Origin of the sequence: Pseudarthrobacter sp. lyk4-40-TYG-27, assembly GCF_030209295.1 — a bacterium.
Taxonomy (GTDB): domain Bacteria; phylum Actinomycetota; class Actinomycetes; order Actinomycetales; family Micrococcaceae; genus Arthrobacter.
In genome coordinates, this window is the sequence record NZ_JARVSH010000003.1 from 169,784 (window position 1) to 190,731 (window position 20,948).

Sequence of the window (20,948 nt, forward strand, 5' to 3'; positions counted from 1 at the left end):
CAAACAGCACCACTCCCACCACAGGAGGAACCCATGAACCTCACCGGACATTCACTCATCGCCGGCCGGACGGTTGCCGGCGACGGCAAGACCACCAACGGCTTCGATCCGGCCACCAATAAGGCCCTGGAACCGGCCTATTCCCTGCTCACCGCGGAACAGCTCAAGGCCGCAACGGCCGCAGCCGCCGAAGCGTTCCCGTCCTTTCGGGCCCTGGACCCGGAAACCCACGCCGCGTTCCTGGAAGCCATCGCGGACAACATCGACGCCATCGGGGATGAACTCATCACCCGCGCCGGGCAGGAAACCGGCCTGCCCGCAGCCCGGCTCACCGGTGAGCGTGCCCGCACCACCGGCCAGCTGCGCCTGTTCGCCGGCGTGGTCCGCCAGGGCGACTTCCGCGGCGTCCGGATCGACCCCGCCCTCCCCGACCGCACACCGCTCCCCCGCGCAGACATCCGCCAGCGCCAGATACCGCTCGGCCCGGTGGCCGTGTTCGGCGCCAGCAACTTCCCGCTCGCCTTCTCGACGGCGGGCGGAGACACTGCCTCGGCCCTCGCCGCAGGCTGCCCGGTCGTCTTCAAGGCCCACAACGCCCACCCCGGCACCAGCGAACTCGTCGGCCACGCCGTCACCAAAGCCGTCAAGGACCACGGCCTGCACCCCGGCGTGTTCTCCCTGATCTACGGTCCCGGCTCCAGCATCGGCCAGGCACTGGTCGCCGACCCCGCCATCAAGGCTGTCGGCTTCACCGGGTCCCAGACCGCCGGCATCGCCCTGATGCGCACCGCCGGCGCGCGCCCGGAACCCATCCCGGTCTACGCGGAAATGTCCTCCCTGAACCCGGTCTTCGTTTTCGAGGGCGCCCTCGCCGGCAGCCCCGAAAGCATCGACGCCCTGGCCCGGCAATACGTCGCCTCCGTCACGGGCAGCTCAGGCCAGCTGTGCACCTCCCCCGGCCTGCTGTTCGCCCCCGCAGGCGAGCCGGGAGACAAACTCGCCGCCGCCGTCGGACGCGCCATCGCCGCCAGCACCGGCCAAACCATGCTCACCGAAGGCATCGCCGCGTCCTGGAACACCGGAACCGAAGCGCTCAGCTCGGCCGCCGGCGTCGAACTCATCGGCCAGGGCTCTCCCGGCCCCACCGAAAACGCCCCGGCACCGGCCATCTACGGCACCGGCGTGGACCAGTTCACCGGCAACCCCATCCTGCACCAGGAAATCTTCGGTGCGGCGTCCCTGGTGATCCGCTACAAGAGCATCGAAGACCTGCTGCAGGCTGCCTCCCGGATAGAGGGCCAGCTCACCGCATCCCTGCAGCTCACCGAACCGGACTACCCGACGGCGGCACGGCTGATCCCCGTCCTCGAACAAAAAGTGGGACGCATCATCGTCAACGGCTGGCCCACCGGGGTGGAAGTAGGCCACGCCATGGTCCACGGCGGCCCCTTCCCCGCCACGTCGGACACCCGCACCACGTCGGTGGGAACGCTGGCCATCAACCGCTTCCTGCGCCCGGTGGCCTACCAGGACCTGCCCCAGGAACTGCTCCCCGAAGCGTTGCAGGACGCCAACCCCTGGCACCTGAACCGGCGGATCGACGGCGAGGTCGCCCCCGCCGAAGCGGAAGCCGCGCTGGGCGCGTAACTTACGCGCCCGTTATCACCAAGGCCACGCTGTGGCCGCCAAAACCGAAGGCATTCACCAGCCCTGCCGGGGCAAATCCCGGCGGAAGGCGGTGGGTGCCTTCGGTGATGACGTTGAGGTCCACGTCGGGGTCCTGCTCCTCCACGTTAAGCGTTCCCGGCACCTGGCCGGTCCGCAGGGCTTCGAGGACCACGACGGCGGCCAGGGACCCGGCACCGCCCAGCAGGTGGCCGGTGTGCCCCTTGGTGGAGGTGACCGGCACGTCGGCGCCGAAGACGGCGTTGATGGCCTGGCCTTCCAGCCGGTCACCAACGGGAGTGGAGGTGGCATGCGCATGGATGAACCCGATGTCCGCCGGCTGCATCCCGGCCGAGTCAAGCGCCTTCTGCATGACCCGGCGCTGCATGGCGGGGTCCGCGGCCACGATGTCGTTGGCGTCGGAGGTCACGGCCCCGCCGGCCACGGCACCCAGCACGGCGGCACCGCGCGCACGTGCGTGTGCCTCACTTTCCAGCACCACCACTGCGGCGCCTTCTGCCAGCACAAAGCCGTCCCTGCCGCCGTCGAACGGGCGGGAGGCGCGCTGCGGATCGCCGGTGCGCGTGGACAGGGCACGGATCTGCGAAAAGCCGCTGATCACCAAATCGTTCACCGAGGCGTCCACCCCGCCGGCAATCACGACGTCGGCGGCACCCGAGCGGATCATTTCGGCGGCCTGCACAATCGCCTCAGCCCCCGACGCGCAGGCGCTCACGGGCGTCCGGGCGCCGCCACGGGCACCAAGGTCGATGGACACCCACGCGGCGGGGCCGTTGACCATGAGGCGGGTGAGGGTGTGCGGGGACACCTTGCGCGGGCCGGAGCGTCCCAGCGCGCGGTCCTGCTCCAGGGTGGAGCCAAGGCCGCCGTAGGCGGAACCGATCACCACGGCGAACCGCTCCGGGTCCACGTCCGGGGTGCCCGCTTGGGTCCAGGCTTCCCGCGCCGCGACCAGGGCCAGCTGGCCGCAGCGGTCCATCCGTTTCATTTCACGGGTGCCCAGGTGCTCCGAAATGTCCGCCGTGACCTGCCCGGCGATCTTGACCGGCAACTGCTCCGCCCAGTCCTGGGTCAGCTCCGCAATCCCTGAGCGCCCGTCCAGAAGCGCCTCCCAGGTTTCCTTCACGGTGGAACCGAGCGGGTTGATGGTTCCGGCGCCGGTGACCAGGACGCGTGGTTGGACAGGCATGTCAGGCATCGGAGCCGCCTTACTTCGCCGGGTTGTGCGTGCCGATGGGCAGCAGCGTCAGGTCCGGATGGTTCTTCTCGATCCGCCGCAGCGCCCAAACGTCATTGAACAATGCGAGGTATTCGCCGTCGGACCGCAGGAGCACCTCCGCGCCCGGAACGTTGGCCAGGGCAGGCATAGCGTCCGCCGTCGAAATCCGGGCCAGGGAGTACGGCAGGCGCTCCAGGCGCATGGGAGCGCTGAAGTCGTGCGCCATGCGGTCCTCCACCACCTCGAACTGCATCGGTCCGACGGCGGCGAGCACCGGCGCCTGGTCGCCGCGGAGGTCGGAGCGGAGGAGCTGGATGACGCCCTCGTGCTCGAGTTGTTCGATGCCGCGGCGGAACTGCTTGAACTTGCTGGGGTCCTTGGACCGTGCCACCTGGAAGTGTTCCGGGGCGAACAGCGGGATGGCCGGGTATTCCACTGCTTCGTCAAGGAACAGGCTGTCTCCCACCCGCAGCGAGGAAGCGTTGACCAAGCCAACCACATCGCCGGGGTAGGCCTCGTCGATGACCTCGCGTTCGCGGCCGAAAACCTGCTGTGCGTACTTGGTGGCGAATGATTTTCCGGTGCGGGTCTGGGTGACCACCATCCCGCGCTCAAAGACGCCGGAGCAGACGCGGATAAAGGCCACGTGGTCCCGGTGCGCCTTGTTCATGCCGGCCTGGACCTTGAACACGAAGCCGGAGAACGGCGCTTCCACCGCTCGGGGGTTGCCGTCGATGTCCGGCCGGGGAGCTGCGGGCGGAGCGAAATCCACCAGGGCGTCCAGCAGTTCCTTGACACCGAAGTTGAGTGCGGCCGAACTGAACAGGATGGGGGTGGCCTTGCCGGCGTGGAAGGCATCGACGTCGAACTCAAGGTTGGACTCGATGACCAGTCCGGCCTCATCCACGGCGTCGGACCAGTTGCTGCCCTGGTTTTCGGCGGCTTCCTCCGGGGTGAAGTATTCCGTGATGGCGATCTGGGCGCCGGCATTGTTCCGCTGGAACCGGGCAAAGCGGTCGTTGCGGAGGTCCCAGACGCCGCGGAAATCGCCCGAGATGCCCACGGCCCAGGTCAGCGGCATGGGCTGCAGGCCGGTGCGTTCGGTGATTTCATCCATCAGGGCCAGGGCGTCCAGGCCCGGGCGGTCCCACTTGTTGATGACGGTGATGATGGGCAGGTTGCGCTGCTTGCAGACCTCGAAGAGCTTCATGGTCTGGGTTTCCAGGCCCTTGGCGGCGTCCACCAGCATCACTGCACAGTCGACGGCGGCGAGCACCCGGTAGGTGTCCTCGGAGAAGTCGGCGTGGCCGGGGGTGTCCAGCAGGTTGATGACGGTGTCCCGGTAGGAGAACTGCAGCGCCGCAGAGCTGATGGAGATACCGCGGTCCTTTTCCATCTGCATCCAGTCCGAGACCGTTTCCCGGCGGTTGGCCTTGCCGCTTGAGGCGCCGGCCGTGCCGATCACCTTTGCGTGCAGGGCCAGCGCTTCAGTGAGCGTGGACTTACCGGCGTCCGGGTGGGAAATGACGGCAAAGGTCCTGCGGCGGCCCGCTTCCTTGTGAATCTCGGAGATCCGGGCGGGGGTCAGGACATCTTGGGACACGGTGCTACTTTCGCTGCGGTTGTGGCTGCCCAGGGGCCTGTCGGGTAGTGCGCTGCGACTCAAGGGCGGGGAATGTCATTGGCAAGCGGCCAAAGTACAAGTTTATCGCAGGGCCGCAAACGGGAGCCGTTCCGCTTAACGAGTGCGAAACCGGACGTTCAAGGCCACGAAATGCGTACCGGCTAGCTTGGGCGGATGATGCACGGTCCCACCTTCTCCGGCAACCTTTTCTTCGATCCGCTGGCAACAAACCTCGGCAACAACCTCGCGGCAGGCCTGGCCACCGCCGGAACTGCCGACCCGGCTCCCGCCAGGCACCCCGGGGCGGCGCGGAAGCGCGGTGTCCAGTCGGCCGCCGAACACAAGGCGCTCCGGGCAGCCTCCCTCTCCAAAGTCAGCCGCGACCTGGAGCGGATGCTCAGGGAACGTAAACGCTGACGTTCCCACCATCGTGCCGCGGGAACGGCATGATGTGTTCATGCGCAGCATCGAGCTGGTCTTCGATGACCCCACCGATTCCCTGGTCAGGGCCGACTGGGCACGGCTTGCGGCTGCCGGCCTCCCCAGCCTGGCGGCGCACACCTCCCCCAGCAACAGCCCGCACATCACGCTGGCTGCAGGCGCAGAGCTGGAGGCCGGTCCGGATGGACCCTGGGACCAGCTGCCCCTGGACGTGACGTTCTCCGGGGCAATCATTTTCCCTGCGGGTACGGGGAAGTACGTCCTGGCCCGCTCGGTCCTGCTGGATCCCGCCCTCTTGGACCTGCACCGCGCGCTGCACCGGAACGTGTCCGGGGCGCTTCCACTGACGTGTCCGGGAGCCTGGACGCCGCACGTCACCATTGCCCGGCGCATCGCCGGGCCCCAACTCGGAACAGCGATGGACCTGCTGGACCTGCGCATCGAGGGCCGGTGCACCGGCGCCAGGCTTTGGGACGGGAGCACCAGGACCGTGACGCCCCTGGCCGCCGGGTCCTCCTGACCCGGGCCCGGAGTCCGGGCCAACGACGGGCAAAGTGCCCTCCCGGGACCGGCCGCAGCGCCCACTTTCCCTCCTGTTCCAAGCACCCCCTAATGAGGCACTTTGGGGCTTGCCCGTGCGGAAGTGGCGTTTCTTACCCCTATCATTGAGCTTGCGGGAATCAGCGCACTTTTTGATCCTGCCGGCCAACTGCGGATGCCGGCATTCCCGCGGCCGGCGGTCCGCACCTTTGAAGGGAAACACCATGGCGCGGAGCCCCGAAGAATCGCTGCGGGCCACTCTGGGCAGGGTAGCCCCCGGAACGCCCCTCCGCGACGGCCTGGAACGCATCCTCCGCGGGCGTACCGGTGCGCTGATCGTCCTGGGCTCCGACCGGACCATCGACTCCATCTGCTCCGGCGGTTTCGATATCGGGATCGAGTTCTCGCCCACCCGGCTGCGGGAGCTGGCCAAGATGGACGGTGCCATCATCTGCGACAAGGACGCCGGCAACATCCTGCGGGCCGCCGTCCAGCTGGTCCCGGACTCAAGCATCGAGACGCAGGAATCCGGAACCCGCCACCGCACGGCCGAGCGGGTGGCCAAACAGACCGGCGTCCCGGTAATCTCCGTGAGCCAGTCCATGCAGATCATCGCCCTCTACGTCAATGGCCTCCGGCACGTCCTGGAAGGCTCCGAAAACGTCCTGGCCCGCGCCAACCAGGCCCTTGCCACCCTTGAGCGCTACCGAGCCCGGCTGGACCAAGTCACCAGCTCCCTTTCGGCCCTGGAAATCGAGGCGATGGTGACGGTGCGGGACGTGGCCGTGACCTTGCAGCGGCAGGAAATGGTCCGCCGCATCTCCGAGGAAATCTCCCAGTATGTCCTGGAACTCGGCGAGGACGGCCGGCTTCTGTCCCTCCAGCTCGACGAGCTCACGGTGGGCCGGGGCCCCGGCAGCGACGTGATCATCCGCGACTACGCCAGCCCCAACGCCTCCGCGGAGGACATCGAGAAGGCCGTCAGTGAACTGGTGAACCTGGGGCCAACGGAATTGATCGACTTGGGCAAGATTTCGGCGATCGTGGGATTCGCCGGCGGCGAGGCCAATCTCGATGCCGTCGTGCAGCCGCGCGGCTACCGGCTGCTGTCCGGCCTGAAGGCAGTTCCCAAAGCCGTGGCGGACCGCCTGGTGGACCATTTCGGTGGCCTGCAGTTCCTGATGGCCGCCACCATCGATGACCTGATGACCGTGGACGGCATCGGCGACCAGCGCGCCCGCACGGTCCGCGAAGGACTGAGCCGGATGGCCGAAGCAAGCCTCCTGGACCGCTTCCTCTAAGCACGAATCGAGCTCCCGCGCACCGGGAAACCTCCCGGAGGTTTCCCGGTGGGCTCAGTTCAGCTGGAACACGGCCTTCGGGCTGGCCCGCGAGCCCAGTTTCGCGGTGAAGATGTAGTACGCCCCGCCACCGCCGGGTGCTGCCGAGACGGGCTTGCAGCCATCGGCGCTGCGGTTCCGGCCCCAAGGGAAGTTGGCGGTTTCGCTGGCGCCGGGGGCAATGACCTTCTCCAGGTCCTCGCTTGACGCCTGGCAGTCCTTGGAGGAGAAGATCCGGTCCGAGCCGCTGGTGACCAGGAACTCCATTTGCGAGGTTCCGATATTGACCTCGCAGGGCACGGTTCCGCCGTTGGTGACCTTCAGCGTGAGCATCGGGTTTTCGCCGGGACCATAGGCGGCCTTGTCCGTGGACGCCGTCACGGTCACCAGGTTCTGGTTGCACGTGGGTGTGGCTGCGGCAGTAGGCGACGGCGTTGCGGAGGGCGTCGCGGACGGCGTGGCGGGCGGCGCCGGGGAAGCCGCCGGATCAGCGGTGGAAGGTTGGGTCGAGGAGGCCTGCTGCGAGCCGCCCTTGAAGGCCCCCGCCAGGGCGAGGCCGCCCAGCACCAGGGCAATCACCAGGAGCAGGGCACCGCCGGCTGCCAGCCGGCGGCGACGGTACACGGCCGGGCTCGGCTTCCGGACGCTGCTGGAACCGGATGCCGTGCCGCGTGCTGATGAATTGCCTTGCCTGCCCATCCTCCTAGGCTATGGAACGCCTCTGGTTCTGCACGGCCACCACGCCGCCGGGCCGCCATCGCTCTGGTCACAACCGGTTTTCAGCGGGCCGGAAACGATCAACTACAGTGTTGGAATCGACACTCAAACCATCGCCACCACCCCGGCCGTGCCCGGCCCGGACCGCCTGCAGCGGCTCCATCACCGGATCAACGGCTGGTTCGCCGGCATCGCCCGCGACCTCCCCTGGCGGGAGCCTGACTGCTCCCCCTGGGGCGTACTGGTCAGCGAGATCATGCTGCAGCAGACCCCCGTGGTGCGGGTGCTTCCCGTCTGGCACGAATGGCTCAAGCGCTGGCCCACCCCGGCCGGCCTGGCCGGCGAACCCGCGGGCGAAGCCGTGCGGTCCTGGGGCCGGCTGGGCTACCCCAGGCGGGCACTCCGGCTGCACGCCGCGGCCACGGCCATTGTGCAGGACCATGGCGGCAAGGTCCCGGACACGTACGCGGCCCTGTTGGCACTTCCCGGGGTGGGCAGCTATACGGCTGCGGCGGTGGCCGCCTTCGCCTACGGCCGCCGGGAAACGGTGGTGGATACCAACATCCGCCGGGTGCACGCCCGGCTGATCTCCGGCGTCGCCCTTCCCGCCCCCGCGCTGACCGCGGCGGAGATGCGCCTGGCCGCGGCACTGCTGCCGGACGACGACGACACCTCCGTGCGCTGGAACGCTGCGGTCATGGAGCTGGGAGCGCTGGTGTGCACGGCCCGGGCACCCAAGTGTGCCGCGTGCCCGGTGAAGGACTCCTGTGCCTGGCTCGCGGCGGGTGAGCCGCCGCCGTCGTACGTGCCCAAAGGCCAGGCCTGGCACGGCACCGACCGGCAGGTCCGCGGCGCCGTCCTGGCCGTCCTGCGGCTGGCCGATGCGCCCGTGCCGCCGGAGATGTTCCAACGCGAACCCGCCGACCTCGGCTTCGCCCCGGAAGGCGTCGGCGTGCCGCTGGCCGCCCTGCACCGGCTCAACTCCGCGCCCGAACAGCTGGAACGGGCGCTTGCCGGGCTGCTCGCGGACGGCCTGGCAGAAATGCACGACGGCGGCTACCGGCTCCCGGCCTGAGCCGCCCGAAGTGCGGGACGGGGATGGCATACTTCTTGGTGACCGGAACCGGGGGAAGCCATGAAGATCATTCTGTACATCGTGTGGGCACTGTTCGTCGCCGCCGCCATCGTCGCGCTGGTGCGCTCCGTGCGCAAAACCAGGCAGCAGGACCAACGGACGGCGGCCTGGCCCAAGACGCAGGCCACAGTAACCGGCAGCACCACCGGCTGGACCAGCGGCGTGGGCGGCTCCAACCGGAACCTCCGCCACTACCCCACCTACCAGTTCACGGATCCGCAGGGCACCCGCTTCATGGGCAAGTCCGAGGTCTCCCTTGCCGAGCAGCCCGTCCCGGGATCCCTCGTGGAGGTGGCGTACAACCCGGCGAATCCCAACGAGTCGTTCCAGGTTTCCTCATCGTCACGTGCCGCCCTCGGCTGCCTGATCCCGTTCTTCGCGGTCTTCGCCATCGCCCTGTTCTGGTTCATCGGAATCTTCCCGTTCGGGTGACCGCGGGGGCGGGTAACGATGTTGCCGCTAATCCGGGACGAACCGCCCTGTAGTCCCGCCCCGGGACGTAGCCTGAAAGTATGGGCAGGCCCGGACTCCTGTTGGTTTTGATCACCGCCGCGGTGTCCCTGCCGGCGTGCGGATCCACCCCCAGCGCGTGCCCCGCCATCGCGCAGGCCACCGCCGTCTCCGTCACAGTCAGCGCCGACTACGCTCCGCGGGTCGGCAAGCTGCATCTTCGCGCCTGCCAGGACGGTACGTGCAAGGAAGGGGACCTTGAACTGCGCCCCGGCAGCGCATCCGTTGACCAAGGCTGCGCTGGTGGGATCTGTTCCGCCACGGCCTCGCCCGACGGAACCGCAGTGGGGATGCTCATGCTGGAAACCCTGACCGAATCACCCATGGCCATCACGGCCTCCGGCGCCGCCACAGACGGCTCCGCCCTGCCCGTGCGGACCCTGGAATTCCACCCGCAGGCGGCGTATCCCTTCGGTAAGGAATGCGGCAAGGTCGTGTCAGCATCCGTCACGCTGGACAGCTCGGGGCTGCACCCGCGGACCTGAGCCGGGGCTAGAAGAGAGCCGGCTGGCTGAAAGGTTCGCCTCCCGACGTTCCGGGCACCACACCGCCGTCCACCGGCTCAGCGGTCCATTCGAACCCGAGTTCCGCGAGCAGCTCCTCCACGGATATCTGGCCGTCCAGCACTTCAATATCCGGTGGGTTCTCTGCAGGCGGCCGTTCCATGGCATCGAGCTTATTCCCAGGAAAGCGCGCAGGCCTCCGGAACACACCGCGAAGCCACGGATTGGAACGTCACGGTTCACCGAAGCCGGACTGCACCAAGGCGCCCACGTAGCTCACGGCCCGTTCGGCATCCGCGCCCCAGGCCTCCACATGCAGGACCGAACCCTTGCCTGCGCCCAGGGTCATCAGGCCCGTCATGGAGGCGCCGTCCACCCCGTTGATGGTCACTTCCGCGTCGAGGGAGGACAGGCCGCCGGCCATTTTCGCCGCCGGCCGGGCGTGCATGCCGGCCTGGTTTACCAGCTCGAAGTCACCGGTGCAGTCCGGTGGTGCGCCGGCGCCCGGGCCCTCATCGGCGGCCTGGCCGGAATCCGGCGCCGGCTGGCGGGCCGGGCCGAACGCTGCCTCCGCAGCACGCTTGACTGCCTGCGCGTCAGCCCCGCCCTGCGCGGCCACCGCCGCGGCCACCAGGCCCTCCACCAGGGGCGCATCTGCGAGCAGGACGCCTTCGGGATCTCCCAGGAACTCGAGTGCCGATTCGGCGGTCATCACGGCCGACCCCAGGTCCGTGAGGACCACGGTCCCGTCCCCGCCGGCCTGCTCCAGGGCGGCGAGGACCTTTTCCAGGCTGGTGCCGATCCTGCCGTCGTCGGTGCCTCCGGCGGCAAGGAGCACCACACCAGGTGCCATCTGGGCGGCAAGTTCCGTGGCGCCATCGGCAATCTTTGCGCTGTGGGACACCACCACGATGCTTACGGTCACGCGGCAGCCCCGACTGCCGCGCGCAGGATCAAGGCGCTGGAAACAGCGCCGGGATCCCGGTGCCCGGCACTGCGTTCGCCGAGGTAGCTGGCGCGGCCCTTGCGGGCAATGAGCGGATCCGTGGCAACGGCACCGGCCTCGGCAGCTTCCGCTGCCGCCACGAGGACGCCAAGGAGGCCTGCGCTGCCGCCGTCCGCAGCCGCCCGCGCAGCGTCAACCGCGGGTGTCCACGCGTCCACCATCGTCTTGTCCCCTGGCTCCGCCTTTCCGCGCGCCACGATCCCGTCCCGGGCGGCTGCCAGTGCATCGGCCCAGGCGGAGGGATCGATCTCGGCAGCATCGCCCACCGCCGTGGCGGCGCGCAGGAAAGCGGTACCGTAGAGCGGGCCGGCAGCACCGCCAACCTTGGACATCAGGGTCATTGCCGTCATCTTCAAGGCCGCGCCGGGTGTCTCCGGCATGGATTCGCCGAGCTTGGCCAGGACCGCCTGGAAGCCGCGGTCCATGTTCTCGCCGTGGTCCGAGTCCCCGATGGCCCGGTCCAGTTCGATCAGTTCCACCCGGTGCTCGGCCATGGCCTGCGCGCAGAGGGTCAGCCATTTCACGGCCCAGTTCGCGTCCAGCCCCATGGTTAGACGCCCCAGCGCAGGGCAGCGGTGTGGACGGGGGCGTCCCACAGTTCCGTAAGCTCGTCATCGAGCCGGAGCACCGAGATGGAGCAGCCCTGCATCTCCAGGGCGGTGATGTAGTTGCCCACCAGCGAGCGCTCCACCGTGGCCCCGGCGTCGGCAAGCACCTGCACGGCCCGCCGGTACACGATGTAGAGCTCGCTCAGCGGGGTGCCGCCCATGCCGTTGACGAACAGCAGCACCTTGTCCCCTGCGCTGACGTGCAGGTCGGCAAGGACGGGTTCCAGCAGGCGGTTGGTGATGCTGTCTGCGTTTTCCATCGGGATTTTGTGCCGGCCTGGCTCGCCGTGGATACCGATGCCGATTTCGATCTCGTCGTCGGCAAGGTCGAAGCTCGGGGTGCCGGCGTGGGGAACGGTGCAGGCAGACAGCGCAACGCCCATGGTCCTGACGTTGGCATTGACCCTCTCGCCAATGGCGGCCACGGCGTCGAGGTCGTCGCCGCGTTCCGCCGCGGCCCCGGCGATCTTTTCCACCAGGACGGTGCCTCCCACTCCGCGTCGGCCGGCCGTGTAGAGCGAGTCCTCCACTGCGACGTCGTCGTTGACCAGGACGGTGCGGACGGTGACGCCTTCGGCCTCGGCGAGCTCGGCGGCGGTTTCGAAGTTCAGGACGTCACCGGTGTAGTTCTTGACGATATGCACCACCCCGGCGCCGGAATTGACGGCCAGGGTGGCCGGAAGGATCTGGTCAGGCGTCGGTGAGGTGAACACCGCCCCCGGCACGGCGGCGTCGAGCATTCCTTTGCCCACATAGCCGGCGTGCAGCGGCTCGTGGCCGCTGCCTCCGCCGGAAACCAGCCCCACCTTGCCGGCCACGGGCGCATCCTTGCGCGTGATGTAGATGGGGTCGTTGCTGACCGTGACAAGGTCGGCGTAAGCCAGGCCAAACCCCTGGACGGCTTCCTCGACGACGGATTTGGGATCGTTGATGAGTTTCTTCATGGCGGTGCTCCTGGCTGCGCTCCTGGAGGATGTGTTTTTTGACCCTACTACCGGGGTGGCCGGTGGCGGTAGGTTCGTTCGATCCGGTTTTCCCCGCACCCCTGCCCCGGACGCAGCAAAGGGACAGCCCCCAATGACCGTCCCTTTCCTGAGGCCCCCCATATCCCGGCCACAGATAGTTTATCCATCAATTCGAATAATGCAAGGACGGGTCATTGATTCCTTGCCGGGACGGCGTTCAGAGGATGCGGATCATCCGGGTGTTGCCCAGGGTATTCGGCTTGACGCGGGCCAGGTCCAGGAATTCCGCCACGCCTTCGTCATGGGAGCGCAGGAGCTCCGAGTACACCTCAGGGTCCACGGCGGACTGGTCGGCCATCACTTCGAATCCGTGGCGCTTGAAGAAGTCCACCTCGAATGTCAGGCAGAAAACCCGGGCCACGCCAAGGGCCCGGGCTTCCTCCAACAGCTTCTCCACCAGGACGTGCCCCACCCCCTTGCCCCGCCATTGCCCGGAGGCCGCGAGCGTCCGGATTTCGGCAAGGTCCTCCCACATGACGTGCAACGCCCCGCAGCCGATCACTTCGCCGTCACTGGACTCGGCGATCCTGAACTCCTGCAGGCTCTCGTAGTACGCCACAGTCTCCTTCGCCATCAGGATGCGTTCCTCAGCCAGGGGCGCCACGAGCTTCTTGATGGCCGGGACGTCGCTGGTGCGTGCAGGGCGGATGTGGAAGGAGTCAGTCACAAAGCCATCCTACGAGGTCGGGGTGGCCGGGAATTTAGAGGCCGAGTTCCGGCGGCAGCTCGGTCTCCTGGCCCAGGACGTTCCTGGCCAGGAACCACTCCACCACCTGGTACCAGACCTTGGCGTGCTGTGGCTTGAGGATCCAGTGGTTCTCGTCCGGGAAGTAGAGGAACCGGTGCGGCGTCTGCCCGTCGTCGTCCGCGGCCAGCCGGGACTTGGACAGCAGCTCATACCAGAGGCGCAGGCCCTCGCCGATGGGCACCCGGTAGTCCTTGTCGCCATGGATCACCAGCATGGGGGTGCTGATGTTTTCCGCGTGGAGATGCGGGGAGTTCTCCAGTGCCATCTCCTCGGTCATTTCCTTCAGCCAGTACTGCGAGGCATCCGTGGTGGGACCGAATTGGTCCAGGGCCCACAGGCTGGCGTGGGTCACCACGGCCTTGAACCGGTCCGTTTTGCCCGCAACCCAGTTGGCCATGTAGCCACCAAAGGAGCCTCCCATGGCGGCGGTCCGCGCCGGGTCAATATCCGGGCGCTCCACGGCGGCGTCCGTGACGGCCATGAGATCGGTGAACGGCGCTTTCCCCCAGGAACCCCAGCCGCGCTGGATGTGCGATTGCCCATATCCGGTGGACAAGGCCGGATCGGGGAGCAGGACGGCGTAGCCCTTGGCCGCCAGGAGCCAGGGGTTCCAACGCCAGGTCCAGGCGTTCCAGGAGCCCAGCGGACCGCCGTGGATCCAGAGCAGCAGCGGCGCCGGGGACCCGGCAGAGGCACCCTCCGGCAGCGCAAGGTATGCGGGGACGCGGGAACCGTCGGCAGCGGAGGCCGCGATGCGCTCCAGCCGTCCGGGACTAGCCGGGCGTTCGGCCGGAGCGGGCAGGCGCGTGGTTTCGCCGCTGGCCAGGTCGATGCGCACGGCCTCGGGTGGGAACGCATAGGAACTCCGGAGGGCGTACGCGTGGCGTCCCTCCGGAGAGATGGCGACGTCGGTGTACGCCGCGGAGTCCTGCGTCACCCGGGTGACGCCCACCTCGGCGGCAGCGGACGGAACGCTGACCCGAAAAACCGGCGACGCGCCGTCGTCGTCCGCCGTGACGAGGATGGCGGAGCCGTCCGGAAGCCAGGCTGCGGGCTTGGCCCAGCGGTCCCAGTCATGGGCGAGGGGCTGCAGGCCGGAAGCGTCGTCGACGGCGGCGTCACCGGACACGTCGAGCAGGTGCAGCTTGATCTCCGGCGCCTTGTGCGGGGTGGAGTCGGACTCGCTGACCACCACGAGCGTCCTGCCGTCAGGGCTGACGGGCCCCGGAAAGTAGCTCATGCCTTCGTGGTCCAGCAGGACCTTGAGGCTGCCCGAGGCCACATCCACGGCCACGAGGATGGATCGACTGTCAGCCTTGGCGAGGGGCTTGGCGTAACTGCTGTAAATGGTCTTCCCGTCCGGGCTGACCACGGTTTCCGCCTCGCGCAGCCGGGGCCCGGCGTCGGGCGTGAGGTTGCGCAGGGCAAGGGGTGCGGTGGCGTCAACCGTGGCGGGCTTGCCAGGAGCCGTGTCCTCCCCCGGTTCGACGGCAAAGATGCGCGGCTGGGCCGGCCCCAGGTCCGCGTCCCAGTAGCGGACCGGGTATTCGCTGTGCAGGATGGCCGAGACCTTCTTGTCCTTCCGGGACTTGCGCCGCTCGGCGTCGTCTCCTTCGTCGGCGGATCCGGCCAGGACCTCTGCCGTCACAAAGGCCGCGTCGGCGTCCCTGGCCGTCATGATGCGGCTGATGCCGCCGGGCCGGCTGAGGACCACCCGGGCTTCGCCGCCGTCGGAGGGAAGCATCCAGAGCGCGTTGACCGGCTCCTCGTCCGGGCTGTCCGGGTCCGGCCGTGCGGATGTGAAGTACACGTCACCGTTGGCCGCGAAGGCGGCACCCGCTTCGCCCTTGGCGCTGCGGGTGATGCGGCGGGCGTGTTTTTGTCCTGCCGGGTCCAGCTCCCACAGCGCCGTGGCGAATTCGGTGCCCTTGCCGTTCAGGGTGCTGACGGTGGTGACAAGCCGCGAACCGTCGGGGCTCAGGGCAAGGCCGCTTACCCGTGGGATGGAGAGGTAGTGGTCGAGGTCGTGGAAGGGGGTCAGTGGTTGCTCATCCGGGATCACCGGTTCCAAGTTAGCCATGCCCCGATTCAACACGGTTTGTGCCGCTGATCACAATGCGAAAGCCCCGCCGCTCCGAGGGGAGCGGCGGGGCTTTGGCTGTGGAGGCTAGACGCTTGGGGCGATCTCCGGGATGCGCGGCTTGGCGTTGCCGGCGAAGGTGAACTTCGCGTCGTCGCCTTCGCCCTCGACATCCACCACGACGATGTCGCCGGGGTGGATCTCGCCGAAGAGGATCTTCTCGGAGAGCTGGTCCTCGATCTCGCGCTGGATGGTGCGGCGCAGCGGCCGGGCACCCATGGCGGGATCGTAGCCGCGGGTTGCCAGGAGCACCTTGGCGGCCTTGGTGAGCTCGATGCCCATGTCCTTGTCCTTGAGGCGCTTCTCAAGGCGGGTGACGAACAGGTCCACGATCTCGATGATCTCGTCCTGGGTCAGCTGCGGGAACACCACGACGTCGTCAACACGGTTCAGGAACTCGGGGCGGAAGTGCTGCTTGAGTTCCTCCGTGACCCGTGCACGCATGCGGTTGTAGCCGGTCTGCGTGTCGGTGCCGGACTGGAAGCCGGTGGCGACGCTCTTGGAGATGTCCCGGGTACCCAGGTTGGTGGTCATGATGATCACGGTGTTCTTGAAGTCCACCACGCGGCCCTGGGAGTCGGTCAGGCGGCCGTCTTCCAGGATCTGCAGCAGCGAGTTGAAGAGGTCCGCGTGGGCCTTTTCCACTTCGTCGAACAGCACCACGGAGAACGGACGGCGGCGGACCTTCTCGGTCAGCTGGCCACCCTCTTCGTAGCCCACGTAGCCCGGAGGGGCACCGAAGAGCCGCGAGACGGTGTGCTTCTCTGAGTACTCGGACATGTCCAGGGTGATGAGGGCGTCCTCTTCACCGAACAGGAACTCGGCGAGGGCCTTTGCGAGCTCGGTCTTGCCGACGCCGGTGGGGCCGGCGAAGATGAACGAGCCGCCGGGGCGCTTGGGGTCCTTGAGCCCTGCACGGGTGCGGCGGATGGCCTGGGAGAGCGCCTTGATGGCCTCGTCCTGGCCGACGACGCGCTTGTGCAGTTCCTCTTCCATCTTGAGCAGGCGCGAGGACTCTTCCTCGGTCAGCTTGAAGACGGGAATGCCCGTGGAGTTGGCCAGCACCTCGGCGATGAGGTCCTCATCCACCTCGGAGATGTCGTCCATGCCGCCGGACTTCCAGTGCCGTTCCTTCTCCGCGCGCTCGGAGATCATCTTCTGCTCCTTGTCACGGAGCGAAGCTGCACCTTCGAAGTCCTGGGCGTCGATGGCGGATTCCTTCTCCATCTTCAGCTTGGCGATGCGCTCGTCCATGGCCTTGAGCTCCGGCGGAGCTGTCATGCGGCGGATGCGCAACCGGGCGCCGGCCTCGTCGATCAGGTCGATCGCCTTGTCCGGCAGGAAGCGGTCCGAGATGTAGCGCTCGGCGAGGCTTGCGGCGGAGGCCAGGGCACCGTCGGTGATGGTGACGCGGTGGTGTGCCTCGTACCGGTCGCGCAGGCCCTTGAGGATCTCGATGGCGTGGGCCACGGAGGGTTCCTTGACCTGGATCGGCTGGAAGCGGCGCTCCAGCGCGGCATCCTTCTCAATGTGCTTGCGGTACTCGTCCAGCGTGGTGGCACCGATGGTCTGCAGCTCGCCGCGGGCCAGCATGGGCTTCAGGATCGAGGCCGCATCGATGGCGCCTTCGGCGGCACCGGCACCCACCAGTGTGTGGATCTCGTCGATGAACAGGATGATGTCGCCGCGGGTGCGGATCTCCTTGAGGACCTTCTTGAGCCGCTCTTCGAAGTCGCCGCGGTAGCGGGAACCTGCCACCAGGGAGCCGAGGTCCAGCGTGTAAAGCTGCTTGTCGCGGATGGTCTCCGGAACATCGCCGCGCACGATCGCCTGGGCCAGGCCTTCGACGACGGCGGTCTTGCCGACGCCGGGCTCGCCAATGAGGACAGGGTTGTTCTTGGTGCGGCGGGAAAGGACCTGCATGACGCGTTCCATTTCCTGCTCGCGGCCGATGACGGGGTCCAGCTTGTTCTCGCGCGCAGCCTGGGTCAGGTTGCGGCCGAACTGGTCCAGGACGACGGAACCGGCGGGTGCGCCTTCGGGCTGTCCGCCACCGACGCCTGCGCCGGTGGTTTCCTTGCCCTGGTAGCCGGAGAGGAGCTGGATGACCTGCTGGCGGACCCGGTTGAGGTCTGCGCCGAGCTTGACCAGCACCTGGGCGGCGACGCCCTCACCCTCGCGGATGAGGCCGAGCAGGATGTGCTCCGTGCCGATGTAGTTGTGGCCCAACTGGAGGGCTTCGCGCAGCGAGAGCTCCAGTACCTTCTTGGCACGGGGGGTGAAGGGGATGTGGCCGGAAGGAGCCTGCTGGCCCTGCCCGATGATCTCCTGCACCTGCTCGCGAACGCCGTCGAGCGAAATGCTCAAGGACTCAAGAGCTTTAGCGGCAACACCCTCACCCTCATGGATCAGACCCAAGAGGATGTGTTCGGTACCGATGTAATTGTGGTTCAGCATGCGTGCCTCTTCTTGGGCAAGCACAACTACGCGACGGGCACGGTCCGTAAATCGCTCAAACATTTCGCCACACTCCTAGCTACGACGTACTTTGATGCTACGTGGCCGGTCCGGAGTTGTGGAGCGTGTTCGCCACAGGGGAAACATGGGTCTTGGCGGAATAATGCCGCGCCCACTCCAAAGGACCTGGGACACCGGGCATCAGCGGTCAAAGGAGTCCATCAAAGAACCCTTGTCCCCGGCCGGGTGTTGCGCCATTCTTGGCCATAACAACGGGCCTGGCCGCTTCAACGGGAGCAACGAGGGCAGCGTGAACCAACAGGGAGGGCGGGAGATGCCGAAGGTGGACCTGGAACGCGTCAGGCGCCCGGCGGGGGTTGCACTCGCGGCGGGCGGGGTTTGGCTGATCGGCATCAGCCCGGTGCCGGGGGTATACCTTGAGCCCGACGCTGCGCGGCGGCTGGACATGCTCCGCAAAGGGCAGCGCTGGTGGGTGGCGGGACAACATGTCGCCGCGGCGGGAACCGCTGCCATGCCCGCGGCGTTTGCGCGGCTGGCCCTCGCCCTCCCGCCGGGAAGGAGCAGGGCACTCGCCGGCACAGCCGCGGTCGCACTTGCCGCCGGAGCGCCTCTGTTCGTCTCCGAACTTGCAATGCGAGCATCGGACCTGGAGCGCTTCGCGGCGCGCCGCTTCCCGGCATGGCCGTTCTACGCCTATGCGTGGCTGCATGTGCTCGCGCTCGGGTCCCTCTCCGGTGCCCTGGCAACCTTGCCGCACCGGAAAAAGGAAGCGGCAGCGGTTGGCCTTGCCAGTGTCGGATGTGCGGTAGTGCTGGCGAAAACAGGCGATATTCCGCCTTTCGTCTTCTATGTCACCGAGCAGTTTGCTGCCGGCAGCCTGCTGCGCCGTGAATCGCGCCGCGGCGAATCCCCGGGTGCGCTGCGGGATTAATTCCGCCCATACCCTTATTACGTGCCGCAGACAAAAGCCCTGCCTCCCCAAGGCGGGAAGCAGGGCTTTTAGCCAGGTTGGCTCCGTAGCTAGGAATTTGCCTTTTGGTAGGCCTCCTGGATTTCAGCCTGAATTCGGCCGCGGCTGTTAACGGTGTAGCCGTTATCCCGGGCCCATTGCCGGATTTGCGCCGAATCGTGGCTGCGGCCGCCGGTGGGAGCCTTGGCCCGCTGGGCGGTGCGACCTCCGGTAGCCTTGCGTGCAGCGTTAATGAACCTCTCCAGTGAAGACCGAAGTTCAGCGGCATTGGCTGCCGACAGGTCAATCTCGTAGTTGACCCCATCGAGGCCGAACTTAACATTCTCGTCTGCGGATCCCCCATCCAGATCATCAACGAGGATGATGTTTACTTTCTGTGCCATTAAAAGTCTTCCTCTTGCTGGAAAGTTCGATTTTCAGAAAAGCAGGATGTTTCCCTAAAAAGTATGACTCTTATGTTGGCAACGCGTCAAAGCGCCTTTTGGTTCCCGGTGGATAAAGGCGGAAAGTCGGCGGGGATTTAATCTATTGCGATTCCGGCCGGGGGCCGTCGGCGGGCCGCGCCGGGAGCGAATCCGCCTCGGCCTGGGCACGGGCCTCGGCCTGGCGCTCAGCCTTGTCCGCGTTGAAGATCGCCTTCATGGCAAACCAGAAAATCAGGCCCACCACCAGGGAGGGAAGAATGACGGCTACGTATTCCATGGTCAGTGCCCTTCGGGCTTCAGCAGCGGGAACAGGATGGTTTCGCGGATACCGGCTCCGGTGAACAGCATCACCAGCCGGTCGATGCCCAGGCCGATGCCGCCCATGGGCGGGGCGCCGTACTCAAGGGCGCGCAGGAAGTCCTCGTCCAGCTGCATGGCTTCGACGTCGCCGGCGGCCGCGTGCAGGGACTGCTCGGTGAGGCGTTCGCGCTGGATGACGGGATCGATCAGCTCGGAAAACGCGGTGCCGCGTTCCATGCCGCCGATGATCAGGTCCCAGGCCTCGATCAGCCGGCCGTCCTCACGGTGCGGGCGGGCCAGCGGCTGGGCCGAGGGCGGGTAGTCGTACACGAAGGTGGGGTTGAGCAGGGTGGGCTCCACGATTTCGCCGAAGAGCTCAACCACCAGCTTCTCGGCGTCCCACTTGGGATCAACCTTGACCTCGTGCTTGGCCGCGAGCTCGCGGAGCACGTCCACGGAGGTGTCCGGCGTAATGTCCTGCCCGACCGCCTCGGAAAGCCCCGGGTAGACGGGCAACCAGGCCCAGTCGCCGTCGAGGTTGATCTCCCCCGCCTCGGTCTGCAGCACGCGTCCGGCCCCCACGGCGTCCGCGGCGTCAAGGATGATCTCCTTGATCCGTTCGGCCATGACGAACTGGTCAGCCCAGGCCTCGTAGCACTCAAGGGTGGTGAATTCGGGGCTGTGGGTGGAATCGACGCCCTCGTTGCGGAACACGCGGCCCATGTCGTAGACGCGGTCGATGCCGCCCACCACTGCCCGCTTGAGGTACAGCTCGGTGGCGATCCGGAGGGTCATCTTCTGGTCGAACGCGTTCATGTGGGTCTCGAACGGGCGTGCCAGGGCGCCGCCGTGGACCAGCTGCAGGATGGGCGTTTCCACTTCCACGTAGCGGTGGCGGAACAGCGTTTCGCGGATGGAGCGGGTGATGGCGGCCCGGGTGTAGACCATTTCGCGGGCTTCGTCACGGACCATCAGGTCCACGTAGCGCTGGCGGACGCGGGTTTCCTCGTTCAGGTCCGCGTGCAGGACGGGCAGCGGGCGGAGGGCCTTGGATGCCATGGACCAGGATTCGGCCATGACGGAGAGTTCGCCGCGGCGGGAGGAAATTACCTCGCCCTTGATGAACACATGGTCGCCCAAGTCCACCAGGGCTTTCCATTCCGCGAGGGCTTCCTCCCCCACGTTGGCCAGGCTCAGCATGGCCTGCAGGCGTGTGCCCTTGCCGTCGGTGCCGCCCTCCTGCAGGGTGGCGAAGCAGAGCTTGCCGGTGTTCCGGACGAAGACCACCCGGCCGGTGACGCCCACGGTGTCGCCGGTGGTGTCGTCCGCTTCGAGGTGGGCGTACTTTTCCCGGATCTCGGCGAGGGAATGCGTGCGTTCCACTCCCACGGGGTACGCCTCCGCGCCGCGCTCAAGAAGTTTGGCGCGCTTTTCCATGCGGATCCGCATCTGCTCGCTGGCGTCGAGGGGCTCCGGGGCGTTCTTGGGCGCGGGGGTGTTTTGGGAAGTCACAATCATCAAGTTTACCGGGAT

21 protein-coding genes are annotated in these 20,948 nt (G+C 67.4%); 8 read left to right on the forward strand and 13 right to left on the reverse strand.

Annotated elements, in window-relative coordinates:
- Positions 1 to 33: 33 nt before the first annotated feature.
- Positions 34 to 1,647, forward strand: coding sequence for an aldehyde dehydrogenase (NADP(+)) (locus QRM96_RS05260; RefSeq protein WP_285318710.1), 1,614 nt, complete (start codon positions 34 to 36; stop codon positions 1,645 to 1,647).
- A gap of 1 nt (position 1,648) precedes the next feature.
- Here QRM96_RS05260 and QRM96_RS05265 read toward each other — a convergent pair whose 3' ends face one another.
- The gene (locus QRM96_RS05265; RefSeq protein WP_285318712.1) at positions 1,649 to 2,884 is read right to left on the reverse strand and encodes a beta-ketoacyl-[acyl-carrier-protein] synthase family protein; all 1,236 of its coding nucleotides are present in this window, start codon (positions 2,882 to 2,884) and stop codon (positions 1,649 to 1,651) included.
- A gap of 10 nt (positions 2,885 to 2,894) precedes the next feature.
- Positions 2,895 to 4,508, reverse strand: a complete 1,614-nt coding sequence (locus tag QRM96_RS05270) for a peptide chain release factor 3 (RefSeq protein WP_018763189.1) — start codon at positions 4,506 to 4,508, stop codon at positions 2,895 to 2,897.
- 195 nt (positions 4,509 to 4,703) lie between these two features.
- On the opposite strand from QRM96_RS05270, the gene QRM96_RS05275 reads away from it, so the two are divergent.
- From QRM96_RS05275 to disA, 3 genes are all read left to right on the forward strand, one after another.
- The gene (locus tag QRM96_RS05275; protein WP_109044044.1) at positions 4,704 to 4,946 is read left to right on the forward strand and encodes a hypothetical protein; all 243 of its coding nucleotides are present in this window, start codon (positions 4,704 to 4,706) and stop codon (positions 4,944 to 4,946) included.
- 40 nt (positions 4,947 to 4,986) lie between these two features.
- Positions 4,987 to 5,490, forward strand: a complete 504-nt coding sequence (locus QRM96_RS05280) for a 2'-5' RNA ligase family protein (RefSeq protein ID WP_285318713.1) — start codon at positions 4,987 to 4,989, stop codon at positions 5,488 to 5,490.
- A 244-nt stretch (positions 5,491 to 5,734) separates the two neighbouring features.
- Complete coding sequence (gene disA / locus QRM96_RS05285; RefSeq protein ID WP_018763186.1) at positions 5,735 to 6,811, forward strand: DNA integrity scanning diadenylate cyclase DisA; 1,077 nt, start codon at positions 5,735 to 5,737, stop codon at positions 6,809 to 6,811.
- Between the two features lie 54 nt (positions 6,812 to 6,865).
- On the opposite strand, the gene QRM96_RS05290 is transcribed toward disA, so the two are convergent.
- A complete protein-coding gene (locus tag QRM96_RS05290; protein WP_285318714.1) occupies positions 6,866 to 7,549 on the reverse strand; it encodes a hypothetical protein in 684 nt (227 codons plus the stop codon).
- Positions 7,550 to 7,697: 148 nt separating this feature from the next.
- On the opposite strand from QRM96_RS05290, the gene QRM96_RS05295 reads away from it, so the two are divergent.
- From QRM96_RS05295 to QRM96_RS05305, 3 genes are all read left to right on the forward strand, one after another.
- Positions 7,698 to 8,642, forward strand: coding sequence for an iron-sulfur binding domain-containing protein (locus tag QRM96_RS05295; protein WP_018763184.1), 945 nt, complete (start codon positions 7,698 to 7,700; stop codon positions 8,640 to 8,642).
- A 60-nt stretch (positions 8,643 to 8,702) separates the two neighbouring features.
- Entirely contained in the window at positions 8,703 to 9,134 is a 432-nt protein-coding gene (locus QRM96_RS05300; protein WP_285318715.1) for a DUF3592 domain-containing protein, read from the forward strand.
- An 80-nt stretch (positions 9,135 to 9,214) separates the two neighbouring features.
- Positions 9,215 to 9,697 carry a hypothetical protein gene (locus QRM96_RS05305; RefSeq protein WP_109044047.1) on the forward strand — a complete coding sequence of 161 codons (483 nt, stop codon included), beginning with the start codon at positions 9,215 to 9,217 and terminating at the stop codon, positions 9,695 to 9,697.
- 7 nt (positions 9,698 to 9,704) lie between these two features.
- On the opposite strand, the gene QRM96_RS05310 is transcribed toward QRM96_RS05305, so the two are convergent.
- The 7 genes from QRM96_RS05310 to QRM96_RS05340 all read right to left on the reverse strand — a co-directional run bounded on the left by QRM96_RS05310 (position 9,705) and on the right by QRM96_RS05340 (position 17,762).
- Positions 9,705 to 9,878 (reverse strand): hypothetical protein, encoded by a 174-nt coding sequence (locus QRM96_RS05310; protein ID WP_018763181.1) that lies wholly within the window; start codon positions 9,876 to 9,878, stop codon positions 9,705 to 9,707.
- Positions 9,879 to 9,947: 69 nt separating this feature from the next.
- Complete coding sequence (gene dhaM, locus QRM96_RS05315) at positions 9,948 to 10,640, reverse strand: dihydroxyacetone kinase phosphoryl donor subunit DhaM (RefSeq protein WP_018763180.1); 693 nt, start codon at positions 10,638 to 10,640, stop codon at positions 9,948 to 9,950.
- The gene (gene dhaL / locus QRM96_RS05320; RefSeq protein WP_109044049.1) at positions 10,637 to 11,269 is read right to left on the reverse strand and encodes a dihydroxyacetone kinase subunit DhaL; all 633 of its coding nucleotides are present in this window, start codon (positions 11,267 to 11,269) and stop codon (positions 10,637 to 10,639) included. The genes dhaM and dhaL overlap by 4 nt, the downstream gene beginning before the upstream one ends.
- Before the next feature lie 2 nt (positions 11,270 to 11,271).
- The gene (gene dhaK / locus QRM96_RS05325) at positions 11,272 to 12,273 is read right to left on the reverse strand and encodes a dihydroxyacetone kinase subunit DhaK (protein WP_109044050.1); all 1,002 of its coding nucleotides are present in this window, start codon (positions 12,271 to 12,273) and stop codon (positions 11,272 to 11,274) included.
- Between the two features lie 238 nt (positions 12,274 to 12,511).
- Positions 12,512 to 13,021: an amino-acid N-acetyltransferase gene (locus QRM96_RS05330; RefSeq protein ID WP_018763177.1), complete on the reverse strand. Its 510-nt coding sequence runs from the start codon at positions 13,019 to 13,021 to the stop codon at positions 12,512 to 12,514.
- Positions 13,022 to 13,055: 34 nt separating this feature from the next.
- On the reverse strand, positions 13,056 to 15,182 hold the full coding sequence (locus QRM96_RS05335; protein ID WP_285318717.1) for a S9 family peptidase: 2,127 nt from the start codon (positions 15,180 to 15,182) through the stop codon (positions 13,056 to 13,058).
- Positions 15,183 to 15,269: 87 nt separating this feature from the next.
- Positions 15,270 to 17,762 (reverse strand): ATP-dependent Clp protease ATP-binding subunit, encoded by a 2,493-nt coding sequence (locus QRM96_RS05340; protein WP_026264823.1) that lies wholly within the window; start codon positions 17,760 to 17,762, stop codon positions 15,270 to 15,272.
- A 247-nt stretch (positions 17,763 to 18,009) separates the two neighbouring features.
- Between QRM96_RS05340 and QRM96_RS05345 the strand changes: the two genes are divergently transcribed.
- Positions 18,010 to 18,651 carry a hypothetical protein gene (locus tag QRM96_RS05345; protein ID WP_240617655.1) on the forward strand — a complete coding sequence of 214 codons (642 nt, stop codon included), beginning with the start codon at positions 18,010 to 18,012 and terminating at the stop codon, positions 18,649 to 18,651.
- Between the two features lie 89 nt (positions 18,652 to 18,740).
- Here QRM96_RS05345 and QRM96_RS05350 read toward each other — a convergent pair whose 3' ends face one another.
- The 3 genes from QRM96_RS05350 to lysS form a co-directional block, all read right to left on the reverse strand.
- Positions 18,741 to 19,073, reverse strand: coding sequence for a histone-like nucleoid-structuring protein Lsr2 (locus QRM96_RS05350; protein ID WP_018762634.1), 333 nt, complete (start codon positions 19,071 to 19,073; stop codon positions 18,741 to 18,743).
- A 142-nt stretch (positions 19,074 to 19,215) separates the two neighbouring features.
- Positions 19,216 to 19,392 carry a hypothetical protein gene (locus QRM96_RS05355; protein ID WP_018762635.1) on the reverse strand — a complete coding sequence of 59 codons (177 nt, stop codon included), beginning with the start codon at positions 19,390 to 19,392 and terminating at the stop codon, positions 19,216 to 19,218.
- Between the two features lie 2 nt (positions 19,393 to 19,394).
- The gene (lysS, locus tag QRM96_RS05360) at positions 19,395 to 20,933 is read right to left on the reverse strand and encodes a lysine--tRNA ligase (RefSeq protein ID WP_018762636.1); all 1,539 of its coding nucleotides are present in this window, start codon (positions 20,931 to 20,933) and stop codon (positions 19,395 to 19,397) included.
- Positions 20,934 to 20,948: the final 15 nt, after the last annotated feature.

Coding starts and splice junctions, on each gene's coding strand:
- QRM96_RS05260 (WP_285318710.1), top strand. CDS start 34: ATGAACCTCACCGGACATTCACTCATCGCCGGCCGGACGGTTGCCGGC.
- QRM96_RS05265 (WP_285318712.1), bottom strand. CDS start 2,884: ATGCCTGACATGCCTGTCCAACCACGCGTCCTGGTCACCGGCGCCGGA.
- QRM96_RS05275 (WP_109044044.1), top strand. CDS start 4,704: ATGATGCACGGTCCCACCTTCTCCGGCAACCTTTTCTTCGATCCGCTG.
- QRM96_RS05280 (WP_285318713.1), top strand. CDS start 4,987: ATGCGCAGCATCGAGCTGGTCTTCGATGACCCCACCGATTCCCTGGTC.
- disA (WP_018763186.1), top strand. CDS start 5,735: ATGGCGCGGAGCCCCGAAGAATCGCTGCGGGCCACTCTGGGCAGGGTA.
- QRM96_RS05290 (WP_285318714.1), bottom strand. CDS start 7,549: ATGGGCAGGCAAGGCAATTCATCAGCACGCGGCACGGCATCCGGTTCC.
- QRM96_RS05300 (WP_285318715.1), top strand. CDS start 8,703: ATGAAGATCATTCTGTACATCGTGTGGGCACTGTTCGTCGCCGCCGCC.
- QRM96_RS05305 (WP_109044047.1), top strand. CDS start 9,215: ATGGGCAGGCCCGGACTCCTGTTGGTTTTGATCACCGCCGCGGTGTCC.
- QRM96_RS05310 (WP_018763181.1), bottom strand. CDS start 9,878: ATGGAACGGCCGCCTGCAGAGAACCCACCGGATATTGAAGTGCTGGAC.
- dhaL (WP_109044049.1), bottom strand. CDS start 11,269: ATGGGGCTGGACGCGAACTGGGCCGTGAAATGGCTGACCCTCTGCGCG.
- dhaK (WP_109044050.1), bottom strand. CDS start 12,273: ATGAAGAAACTCATCAACGATCCCAAATCCGTCGTCGAGGAAGCCGTC.
- QRM96_RS05335 (WP_285318717.1), bottom strand. CDS start 15,182: ATGGCTAACTTGGAACCGGTGATCCCGGATGAGCAACCACTGACCCCC.
- QRM96_RS05340 (WP_026264823.1), bottom strand. CDS start 17,762: ATGTTTGAGCGATTTACGGACCGTGCCCGTCGCGTAGTTGTGCTTGCC.
- QRM96_RS05350 (WP_018762634.1), bottom strand. CDS start 19,073: ATGGCACAGAAAGTAAACATCATCCTCGTTGATGATCTGGATGGGGGA.
- QRM96_RS05355 (WP_018762635.1), bottom strand. CDS start 19,392: ATGGAATACGTAGCCGTCATTCTTCCCTCCCTGGTGGTGGGCCTGATT.
- lysS (WP_018762636.1), bottom strand. CDS start 20,933: ATGATTGTGACTTCCCAAAACACCCCCGCGCCCAAGAACGCCCCGGAG.